Genomic DNA, 10,765 nt, shown 5'->3' with positions numbered 1-10,765 from the left:
GAGCGGGGGCCGGGGCCGGAGCGGCAGCCGCCGGAGCGGGCGCGGGGGCGGCCGGAGCCGGGGCAGCCGCCGGAGCGGCACCCGGGGCGCCGACGACGGCGAGCTTGGCGCCGACCTCGGCGGTCTCGTCCTCGCCGACCAGGATCTCCAGCAGGACGCCGGCGACGGGGGAGGGGATCTCGGTGTCGACTTTGTCGGTCGACACCTCGAGCAGCGGCTCGTCGGCCTCTACTCGCTCGCCCTCGGCCTTCAGCCAGCGGGTGACAGTGCCCTCGGTGACGCTTTCACCGAGCGCCGGAAGGGTTACGGAAACCGCCATGGTTTCGGTTGCTCCTTACGAATTGCGGAAGTCTGTGTCGTCGTCCGACCGAGGGGGTCAGTCGTGGGAGTGGAGAGGCTTGCCCGCCAGTGCCAGGTGGGCCTCGCCGAGCGCCTCGTTCTGCGTCGGGTGGGCGTGGATCAGCTGGGCGACCTCGGCGGGCAGCGCTTCCCAGTTGTAGATCAGCTGGGCTTCGCCGACCTGCTCGCCCATGCGGTCGCCGACCATGTGGACGCCGACCACGGCACCGTCCTTCACCTGGACGAGCTTGATCTCGCCCGAGGTGTTGAGGATCTTGCTCTTGCCGTTGCCCGCGAGGTTGTACTTCAGAGCGACGACCTTGTCCGCGCCGTAGATCTCCTTGGCCTTGGCCTCGGTGATACCCACGGAGGCGACCTCGGGGTGGCAGTACGTCACCCGGGGGACACCGTCGTAGTCGATCGGAACGGTCTTCAGACCGGCCAGACGCTCCGCCACCAGGATGCCCTCGGCGAAGCCGACGTGCGCGAGCTGGAGCGTCGGGACGAGGTCACCGACGGCGGAGATGGTCGGGACGTTCGTCCGCATGTACTCGTCGACCGTGACGTAGCCGCGGTCGATGGCGACGCCCTGCTCCTCGTAGCCGAGACCGGCGGAGACCGGGCCGCGGCCCACCGCGACGAGCAGCAGCTCGGACTCGAACTCCTTGCCGTCGGCGAGGGTGACCTTGACACCGTTCTCGGTGTACTCGGCCTTCGAGAAGAAGGTGCCCAGGTTGAACTTGATGCCGCGCTTGCGGAACGCGCGCTCAAGAAGCTTGGAGGAGTTCTCGTCCTCAAGAGGAGCGAGGTGCTTCAGGCCCTCGATGATCGTCACGTCGGCGCCGAAGGACTTCCACGCGGAGGCGAACTCCACGCCGATGACACCGCCGCCCAGGATGATCGCGGACTGCGGGACGCGGTCCAGGACGAGGGCGTGGTCCGAGGAGATGATCCGGTTGCCGTCGATCTCCAGGCCCGGCAGCGACTTCGGCACGGAGCCGGTCGCCAGCAGGACGTGGCGGCCCTGGATGCGCTGGCCGTTGACGTCGACGGAGGTGGGGGAGGAGAGCCGCCCCTCACCCTCGATGTAGTGCACCTTGCGGGATGCGATCAGACCCTGGAGTCCCTTGTACAGGCCCGAGATCACGCCGTCCTTGTACTTGTGGACGGCGGGTACGTCGATGCCCTCGAAGGTGGCCTTGACGCCGAACTGCTCGCTCTCGCGGGCCTGGTCGGCGATCTCGCCCGCGTGGAGCAGGGCCTTGGTGGGGATGCAACCTCGGTGCAGGCAGGTGCCGCCGACCTTGTCCTTCTCGATCAGGGCGACGTCCAGACCCAGCTGGGCCCCGCGCAGGGCCGCGGCGTACCCGCCACTACCACCGCCGAGGATCACTAGGTCGAAAACGGTGCTGGCGTCGTTCGCCACGTCACGTCCTCCATGCATGTGCGCCACGCCGGTCAGCGGTGACCGGTCGGCGGCTGGTGTCCGGCCGCTCTTTCTTCGGCCCTGTGGTGGGGGCCCTGTCCTGCCGAGCCCATCTTCGCACTTGTCGAGGCCCAACGAGACGCCGGGCCTGGGTGTGAGACGCCACACGCTCACATGAGAACACCGGCCGAGGTGAGATACGCAGGGGCGCGGGGAACTGCGCGACCAGCCACAACCGGTCCGCAGCCGCCCACGCCCCTCAGGCATCGAGCTATTGGGCGAACGTCAGCCCAGGTCACCCGCCGCGGTCAGCTCCGCAAGCCGCACCAACGTCCGCACCGCAGTCCCGGTCCCACCCTTGGGCGTGTACCCGAACGGACCGGACTCGTTGAACGCCGGCCCCGCGATGTCGAGGTGCGCCCAGGCGATCCCCTCACCCACGAACTCCCGCAGGAACAGCCCGGCGACGAGCCCCCCACCCATCCGCTCACCCATGTTCGCGATGTCGGCGGTGGGAGAGTCCATCCCCTTGCGCAGGTGCTCCGGCAACGGCATCGGCCACGACGGCTCACCGACCTCATCGGCCGCCTCGACGATCGCGGAGCGGAACGCGTCGTCGTTCGCCATCACACCGAACGTCCGGCTCCCGAGCGCCAGCATCATCGCGCCGGTCAGCGTCGCCACGTCCACGATCGCGTCCGGCTTCTCCGCCGACGCCGCCCACAGCGCGTCCGCGAGGACGAGGCGGCCCTCGGCGTCCGTGTTGAGGACCTCGACGGTCTTGCCGCTGTACATGCGCAGCACGTCACCGGGACGGGTCGCGGAACCGGACGGCATGTTCTCGGCGAGCGCCAGCCAGCCGGTCACGTTGACGGCGAGGCCCAGACGCGCGGCGGCGACGACCGCGGCGAACACGGCGGCGGCACCGCTCATGTCGCACTTCATCGTCTCGTTGTGCCCGGCCGGCTTGAGCGAGATGCCGCCCGAGTCGTACGTGATGCCCTTGCCGACGAAGGCCAGGTGCTTGGTGGCGTCGGCGTGCGTGTACGACAGCTTCACCAGGCGCGGACCGGCCGCGGAACCGGCGCCCACGCCGAGGATGCCGCCGTAGCCGCCCTTCTCCAGGGCCTTCTCGTCGAGCACCTCGACCTTGATGCCGTGCTCCTTCGCCGCGGTCTGCGCGACGGCGGCGAAGGCCTCCGGGTCGAGGTCGTTCGGCGGGGTGTTGATCAGGTCGCGGGCGCGGTTGAGCTCCTCGGTGACCGCGAGCGCACGCTCCACGGCCGCCTTGTACTCCTTGTCGCGCGGCTTGCCGCCGAGCAGGGCGACCTCGGCGAGGGGGGCCTTGCCCTTGGCGTCCTTGCCGTTGCCCTTGTAGGCGTCGAAGGAGTACGCGCCGAGCAGCGCGCCCTCGGCGATCGCGCCGGCGTCGGCGGCGTCGGCGAGGGGGAGCGCGAAGGCGGCCTTCTTGGCGCCGGTGAGCGCGCGGGCGGCGACACCGGCGGCCCGGCGCAGTGCCTCGGCGTCGTACGCCTCGCCCTCCTCGGGCTCGGTGCCGAGCCCCACCGCGAGGACGAGCGGGGCCTTGAAGCCGGCCGGTGCGGGCAGCTTCGTGATCTCGCCCTCGGCACCGGAGGCGCCCAGGGTCTCCAGGACGCCGGCGAGCCTGCCGTCGTACGCCTTGTCCACGGCGTCGGCGCCCGGTGCGACGACCGGGCCCTTGCCGCCCTTGCCGACACCGATCACGATCGCGTCGGCCCGCAGGCCGGGCGCCGCGGCGGTGCTGAGAGTGAGAGCAGTCACAGTGGTGAATTCTCGCTTCCGATGTGAAGTTCCTGTGGTCGATCGGGGTGGGTCGACCGGGCCCGACAGCCGACCCTATTTCCGACCTGCGGCGGTGGTGGGCATAGGGGGCTGGTGGAGCGCCCAGGACGAGCGTACGCGCGTGGGTGTGACGGCTCATTCCCGCGGGGGGTTCGCCTCTTCCCGCGAGGGGTTCACCTACCGGAAGCGGAGTGGCCACTTCTCGATCCTCACCCTGGATGTCCTGCGTCACACTCGTGAGGTTCATGTGGGCGACATGCTCATCGGTTTGCATGATTTCCACGGATCCTCCGCGAGATGACCACAGGGGGGATCGCTTGGGGGAGGGACGACATGGCACAGGGAACGCACAGGTGGAGAACCGGGGCCGCTGTACTGGCGGCCGCAGGACTGCTGGTGCTGGGCCTGGAGGCGCCCGGCGCGGCGGCCGCCGACGAGCCGCGCATCGATCTCAAGGTGCTGGTGGTGGACAACGGGGACAGCCCCGTCGAGGCCATCGCCGCCCAGCTGAAGAGCGAGGGCATTCCGTACACGACTGTGAACCTGAACGACTCGGGCCGCCCCACGATCGACGCGGCCTTCCTCAGCGACACGGTCGACGGCACGCCCCGCGCGAAGTACCAGGGCGTCGTCCTGCCGAACGAGGCTCCGTTCGGGACGAGTTCGGCGGAACAGGCCGCGCTGAACGCCTACGAGACGACGTACGGCATCCCGCAGGTGGACGCCTACACGTGGGCGCACCCGGAGGTCGGTCTCGACTACGCCGCCTACTCCGGGGCACTCGACGGGCATGAGGCAGATGTCACCGCCGACGGCAAGGCGGGCTATTTCGGCTATCTTGACGGGCCGCTCACGTTCGAGGACAACTCCTCGTCCGTGCAGGAGAGTTACGGCTTCGTGGCCACGCCGAGAACCGGTTTCACGAGCTACGTCGACACCGCCGTACCGGGTGGCACCGGGCGCGGCAGCCTGGTCGGCGAGTACGCGCACGACGGGCGCCGCGAACTGGTGCTGACCTTCGCGTACAACCAATTCCAGCAGCAGTTCCGGGTGTTGGCGCGCGGCATCGTCGAATGGCTGACTCAGGGCGTGCACCTGGGCCAGGCGCGCAATTATTTCTCCGTGCATGTCGACGACGTCTTCGCACCCGACGACCGCTGGGACACCGAACTCAACTGCACGCCCGGCGACTACGACTGCGCGGCGGGCGAGGGTTCGACGGCCACGCCGATCCGGATGACCGAGGCCGACGCGGCGTACGCGGCCCAGTGGGAGCAGGACCACGGCTTCACCCTGGACCTGGCCTTCAACGCGGGCCTGGGCGAGGACTGGAAGAGCGAGAACGGCGGCACGGACGCCCTCACCGACCAACTCCTCGCCGACAAGGCCGACTTCCGCTGGATCAACCACACGTACACGCACGAATTCCTCGGCTGCGTCCAGGACTTGACGACCGTGCCCTGGTCCTGCGCGAAGAACGCCGACGGCTCGACCCAGTACATGAGCCGGGCGGACATCTCCGCGGAGATCGGCAACAACTACAACTGGGCGTTGGCGAACGGCCTTCCGGTCGAGCGGGACGAGCTGGTCACCGGTGAGCACTCGGGCCTCAAGACGCTGCCGCAGCAGCCCGACGACAACCCGAACCTGGCCGGCGCCCTCGCCGACAACGGCATCACGTGGACGGCCTCCGACCACTCCCGCGAGAGCGACCAGCGGGCCGTCGGCGACGCGCTCACCGTGCCCCGCTACCCGATGAACGTGTACTACAACGCGGGCACCGAGGCCGAGATGGCCGACGAGTACAACTGGATCTACACCTCCACGGCCGACGGCGGCAGCGGCGTCTGCGAGAACAACCCCGACTCCACCTGCCTTTCGGCCCCGTTGGACACCGCCACCGGCTACGACGACTACATCGTCCCGCAGGAGGTGGCCACCGACCTCGGTCACGCCATCAGCAACGACCCGCTCCCGCACTACGCGCACCAGTCCAACCTGGCCGAGGACCGCGTCCTCTACCCGGTCCTGGACAAGGTGCTCGCCGGATACCAGGCGCTGTTCGCCGACAACACCCCGCTGGAGAACCTGCGGGAGAGCGCGATCGGCACCGAACTCCAGAACCGCGCCGCCTGGCAGACCGCCGTCACGAACGGCTCTGTCGAGGCGTACCGCGTAGGCACCACCGTCACCGTCAACGCCCCCACAGGGATCCAGATCCCGTTGACCGCACCAGAAGGGACCACCAAGCAACTGCCGCTCGGCACCGCCGCGTTCGGGACGCCGTACGCGGGAGAGCGCTCGGCCTGGACCACGCCGGAGCTTACGCAGACCGCTCTCACGCTGAACCTGCCCGCCTGACCCCACGACAGCGCAGCGCAGCCAGCCATCGCACATCCCGGCCCCCCACTGGCCGGGGTGTGCGCCAGAGCCGTTTCAAGTTCCGCAGGGGGGAACTCGCATGATGCGTACCGGCCGTCATGTCACCATGCTCACCGAAGGTACTTATCCGCACGTCCACGGCGGGGTCAGCACCTGGTGCGACCAACTCGTCAAGGGCATGCCGGAGGTCGACTTCCACATACTGTCGCTCACCGGCAGCGGTCGCGAACCCGTGACCTGGGAGCTGCCGTCCAACGCCTACCGCCACACGTCCGTGCCGACCTGGGGCCCACGCCCCGGCCGCCGCAACCACGGCCTGTACGGCACCGCCCGCCGCCGCTTCGTCGACTCCTACGAGCGGTTCCTGCTCTCCTTCCTCGACCCCGAGGCCCACTGCGACTTCGGCGAGAACCTGTACGACCTGGCCCAACTGGCCCGCGACGGACGCCTGTCGGCGGCCCTGCGCACCGAGACGGCGCTGCGTTCGCTGATGTGGATCTGGACGATGCCGCACCTGGCAACTGCCGCCGCCCGCCCCACAGTTCACGACGCGCTCACCGCAACGGACCTGCTGGAGCACGCACTTCGCCCACTCGGCGTCCGAATACCGGAGGACTGCGTCGCGCACGCCGTCAGCAGCGGCCTCGCGACCCTGCCCGCACTCGCCGCCAAGAAGCTCGACGGAGTGCCCTTCCTCCTCACCGAGCACGGCATCTACCTGCGCGAGCGCTACCTCGGTTACCGCCGCGACGGCCAGCGCTGGCCCGTGAAGGCGTTCATGCTCGGCTTCTACCGCGAGTTGAACTCCCACGGCTACAAGGCCGCCGACCTGATCACCCCGTGCAACCAGTACAACCGCCGCTGGGAGGAGCGCGGCGGCGCCGACGCCGACAAGATCCGCACGGTCTACAACGGCGTCGACCCGGCCGCCTTCCCGCACGCGGGCCCCGAACCGGAGATCCCCACCCTCTCCTGGTGCGGCCGCGTGGACCCCATCAAGGACCTTGAAACACTTCTACGCGCGTATGCGTCCGTCCGCGCGGAAATGCCCGAAACCAGGCTGCGGTTGTTCGGCCCGGTACCGGCCGGCGGCGAGGCCTACCGCACCAGACTCGAGAAGCTGGCCGCCGAGTTGGGCGTCACCGACGGGGTCACCTTCGAGGGCCGCATCAGCGAGGTCTGGCGCGCGTACGCGGCAGGTCACGTGGTCATGCTGTCCTCGATCTCCGAAGGCTTCCCCTTCTCCATCATCGAGGCCATGTCCTGCGGCCGTACGACCGTCTCGACCGACGTCGGCGGGGTGAGCGAGGCCGTCGGCGACACCGGCCTCGTCGTCCCGCCGCGCGAACCGGAGAAGATGGCCGCCGCCGCCCTCACCCTCCTCCGCGACGACGAACGCCGCCTGAAATTGGGCGAGTTGTCCCGCCAGAGGGTTATCGAGCGCTTCACGTTGCGTCGGTCCGTGGACAATTTCCGGACTATTTACCAAGAGCTCGCGGGCCGCCCCGAGGTGTACGAGCCCACGGTCGAGACCGTCGCCGACTGGACCGCCGAACTGCGCGATCCGTGGTACAAGGCCGTCGCCACGGACGGAACCGACTGGTGACCGGTTCCATCTGGCTGCCGCCGGGGGCGAGTTCGGACACCGTCCCCGGCGTCCCCAGGCAACGCGCCGCACCGAGCTGGGCCGAGCCCGACCCGATCGACGAACTCGCCGGACGCCTCGACGAGTTCGTCGCCGCGGCCGTGCACCCCGACGAGATCGCCGCCCTCCTGGAGTCCGACGGCATGTCGGACGACCAGATACGCGAGCGGTACGGCGTCAAGAACTCCTTCGCCCTGGCGGAGGAGTTGTACGACCGAGTCGCCCGCCGCTTCCCCGAACCCGACGGCCCCGTCCACGACCCCTGGCAAGTAGGCCTGCTCGGCTGCCTGTTGAGAGGCGTCGTCTTCGCCCTGCCCGGCTTCGGCTACGTCCTGGGCGCCCCCCTCCTGGCAGGCGACCCCGAGTCCTTCGGCCTCCCGGCGGGCACCCTCCCCCTCCTGGCGGGCGCCCTGGTCGGCTGGACCTGGAACCAGGGCCTGGCCCACCGGGCCTATTCCTGGCTCGGGTTGGGCGACAAACTCGCCGCCCGCCACAGCCTCCTCACCGGGGCACCCCTGGGTGCCCTCCTGGGCGCAGCGGTCGCGCTGGCGGTCGCGGGCCCCACCCACCCGGCAGCCGTAGCCTTCGCCGCAGGCCAGTCCTGCTACCTCGGCGCAGCCACGGTCCTACTGGTCATGGGCCGCGAACGGGCCCTACTGGCAACGCTGTTGCCGATGACGGCGGGCGCGGTGGCAGCGATGGCCCACGGGATACCGGATGTGGCGCGCCTGGCCCTACTGCTGGGCTCCCTGCTGGCGGTAGTGACACTGGCGTTGCTCGAAGTGCTGCCCAGCGGATTTGCCGTCAAGGGGCGCGGGGAACTGCGCGCTCAGCCACAACGCGCCCGCGGACAAAAATCAACAATGTCCCCCCGACTCACAAGCTCCCTTCCCTTCGCATTGTTCGGCCTCAGCAGCGGCGCCCTAGTCCTCTACGCCGCCCTGGGAGACGTCCTCGCCGGCCAAACACAGGGCGCCGCAGCCGCCCCATCCGCCGTAGCGCTAACGCTGAGCATGGGCCCAGCAGAGTGGCTGCTCTACCGCTTCCGCAGCGGCAGCCTCACCGGCCTACGCAACAGCCGCACCCCCAAAGCTTTTTGGCGCACAACAGGCCAAACCCTCACCCTGTGCCTGACCGCATACCTCGCTGCCCTGACGGCGCTCGCCCTCCTCGCCACCACCCTCTGGCCCCACACTCCGAGCAGCAACGGAGTAAGCCTCGCCGCCCTGCTCCTCCTGGGCATGGTCCTGTGGACGGGCCTGCTCCTACAGTCCTTCGGCGCAGTCCTGGGCGCGGCGGCGATCTGCTGCACGGCAGCCGTGGCCCAAACCCTGGCACTCCTCACCCACGCGGCCGGCCCGCACTGGATCGCCCTGTTCGTGAACGGCACCGCGGCCCTGGTCCAAGCGGCCCTGATCTGCGGCCTGTTGGGCAGGGTAACGGCGCACAGATGAGCCAACTGCTGGTCCCGTACTACGAACACCCGACCGTCCGCCCCGCGGAGTGGGCCGCGATCGTGGCGGCGGCCCCCCGCCTCTACGGCGTGGTCCTCAACCCGGCCAGCGGCCCCGGCGAAGCTCTGGACCAGGCCTTCGCCGAGGTGGCGGCCCAACTCCGCGCGGAGGGCGTGAGGTTGCTCGGCTACACGGACACGGACTACGGCCGCCGCCCGTACGCAGACGTGGCGGAGGACCTGACCCGCTACCACGACTGGTACGGCACGGACGGCGCGTTCCTGGACCAAGTCCCCTCCAGCCAGGCCGAGTTCAGGCACTACCAACGCATCGCCACCGCGGCTTGGGGCACAGGCTGCGGCACGCTCGTACTGAACCACGGCACGACACCGCACCCGTCGTACGCCCGCATGGCCGACGTACTGATCACCTTCGAGGGCAACTGGACGACGTACCGCCAACTGCCCCCGCAACCCTGGCCCGGCACGACGGGAACCCACCTCGGCCACCTCGTCTACGGTGTCCCGCCCGAGGCCGACATGGCAGCCGAGGCTCGTGCGCGCGGGGCCTCGGTGCACTGCGCGGTACCGGGCGTGGGAGATCATCCGTGGGGTACCTTGCCCCACACCCTGGAGCCCGTTCCATGATCCGCCCCACCCCACTGCTCGCCCTCCTCCTGCTCCTGGCGGCGGGCTGCACCTCCACCCCCGACGACAAGCCGACCCCCACGCAGACCGTCGGGAAGCGCTGGCAGCCCCGCCCGGGGGTGGCCTGGCAGTGGCAGCTCAGCGGGCGCCTGGACACCTCCGTCGACGTCCCGGTCTACGACATCGACGGCTTCGACCACTCCAAGGCGACGGTGACCGCACTCCACGCCAAGGGCCGCAAGGTCATCTGCTACATCTCGACCGGCGCCTGGGAGGACTTCCGCCCTGACGCCAAGAAGTTCCCCAAGTCGGTGCTGGGCAAGGGCAACGGCTGGAAGGGTGAACGCTGGCTCGACATCCGCCGCACGGACGTCCTCGAACCTCTGATGGCGGCCCGCCTCGACATGTGCCGCGAGAAGGGCTTCGACGCGGTGGAGCCCGACAACATGGACGGCTACCGGAACGACACCGGCTTCCCCCTCAAAGCCGCCGACCAACTCCGCTACAACCGCCTCATCGCCAAGCTGGCCCACGCCCGGGGCATGTCGGTCGGCCTGAAGAACGACCTGGACCAAATCCCCTCCCTGGTGACCGACTTCGACTTCGCGGTCAACGAACAGTGCGCCCAGTACGACGAGTGCGACACCCTGACCCCGTTCATCAAGGCCAACAAGGCGGTCTTCCACGTCGAGTACGACCTCCCGACGAGCAGCTTCTGCGCCGACTCCCGCCGCCTGAAGCTGAGTTCACTACTGAAGAAACCTGAGCTAGGGGCATGGCGGAAGGATTGCTGAACACGCCGGGTCCTGTCGAACACGCCTGAGGGCAGCTTCCCTAGGGGCGCGGGGAACTGCGCGACCAGCCACGACGAACCCGCACTCAGCCACTCAGCGATAGCACCACAAGCACAGCCGTAGCCGCAGTCTCCGCAAGCCCCCCAAACACGTCCCCCGTGACCCCACCAAACCGCCGCCGACAGTGCCGCAGAAGCAGCTCAGCGACGACGAGCGCCACGACGACGGCGACAACCACGTGCACATACCCGCGC

Annotated in this window: 9 protein-coding genes; 5 read left to right on the top strand and 4 right to left on the bottom strand. The window is 69.4% G+C overall.

Annotation, left to right across the window (positions count from 1 at the left end; translation table 11 throughout):
* The 3 genes from ACNFOC_RS43120 to ACNFOC_RS43110 all read right to left on the bottom strand — a co-directional run.
* The coding region (locus ACNFOC_RS43120; protein WP_416964464.1) for a biotin/lipoyl-containing protein at positions 1-319 on the bottom strand (319 nt) is incomplete at its 3' end.
* A gap of 57 nt (positions 320-376) precedes the next feature.
* A complete protein-coding gene (gene lpdA, locus ACNFOC_RS43115) occupies positions 377-1,765 on the bottom strand; it encodes a dihydrolipoyl dehydrogenase (protein WP_019065055.1) in 1,389 nt (462 codons plus the stop codon).
* 285 nt (positions 1,766-2,050) lie between these two features.
* On the bottom strand, positions 2,051-3,568 hold the full coding sequence (locus tag ACNFOC_RS43110) for a leucyl aminopeptidase (protein ID WP_416964463.1): 1,518 nt from the start codon (positions 3,566-3,568) through the stop codon (positions 2,051-2,053).
* 354 nt (positions 3,569-3,922) lie between these two features.
* Here ACNFOC_RS43110 and ACNFOC_RS43105 point away from each other — a divergent pair, with 354 nt between their 5' ends.
* From ACNFOC_RS43105 to ACNFOC_RS43085, 5 genes are all read left to right on the top strand, one after another.
* Complete coding sequence (locus tag ACNFOC_RS43105) at positions 3,923-5,950, top strand: hypothetical protein (protein WP_416964462.1); 2,028 nt, start codon at positions 3,923-3,925, stop codon at positions 5,948-5,950.
* A 100-nt stretch (positions 5,951-6,050) separates the two neighbouring features.
* Positions 6,051-7,577, top strand: a complete 1,527-nt coding sequence (gene pelF / locus ACNFOC_RS43100; protein WP_416964461.1) for a GT4 family glycosyltransferase PelF — start codon at positions 6,051-6,053, stop codon at positions 7,575-7,577.
* Positions 7,574-9,070, top strand: a complete 1,497-nt coding sequence (locus ACNFOC_RS43095) for a hypothetical protein (RefSeq protein WP_416964460.1) — start codon at positions 7,574-7,576, stop codon at positions 9,068-9,070. The genes pelF and ACNFOC_RS43095 overlap by 4 nt, the downstream gene beginning before the upstream one ends.
* Positions 9,067-9,717, top strand: coding sequence for a spherulation-specific family 4 protein (locus ACNFOC_RS43090; protein ID WP_416964459.1), 651 nt, complete (start codon positions 9,067-9,069; stop codon positions 9,715-9,717). The genes ACNFOC_RS43095 and ACNFOC_RS43090 overlap by 4 nt, the downstream gene beginning before the upstream one ends.
* Entirely contained in the window at positions 9,714-10,511 is a 798-nt protein-coding gene (locus ACNFOC_RS43085; RefSeq protein ID WP_416964458.1) for an endo alpha-1,4 polygalactosaminidase, read from the top strand. Before ACNFOC_RS43090 ends, ACNFOC_RS43085 begins: the two co-directional genes overlap by 4 nt.
* A gap of 85 nt (positions 10,512-10,596) precedes the next feature.
* On the opposite strand, the gene ACNFOC_RS43080 is transcribed toward ACNFOC_RS43085, so the two are convergent.
* The coding region (locus tag ACNFOC_RS43080) for an adenosylcobinamide-GDP ribazoletransferase (RefSeq protein WP_416964465.1) at positions 10,597-10,765 on the bottom strand (169 nt) is incomplete at its 5' end.

This window comes from Streptomyces colwelliae (genome assembly GCF_048158785.1).
GTDB lineage: Bacteria > Actinomycetota > Actinomycetes > Streptomycetales > Streptomycetaceae > Streptomyces.
Note: the sequence above shows the minus strand (reverse complement) of the source record. Positions and strands in the feature narration are given on the sequence as shown.

Bases quoted from the DNA above. Each gene is read 5' to 3' on its own strand.
- ACNFOC_RS43090 (WP_416964459.1), top strand. From the start codon at position 9,067: ATGAGCCAACTGCTGGTCCCGTACTACGAACACCCGACCGTCCGCCCC.
- ACNFOC_RS43085 (WP_416964458.1), top strand. From the start codon at position 9,714: ATGATCCGCCCCACCCCACTGCTCGCCCTCCTCCTGCTCCTGGCGGCG.
- ACNFOC_RS43105 (WP_416964462.1), top strand. From the start codon at position 3,923: ATGGCACAGGGAACGCACAGGTGGAGAACCGGGGCCGCTGTACTGGCG.
- pelF (WP_416964461.1), top strand. From the start codon at position 6,051: ATGATGCGTACCGGCCGTCATGTCACCATGCTCACCGAAGGTACTTAT.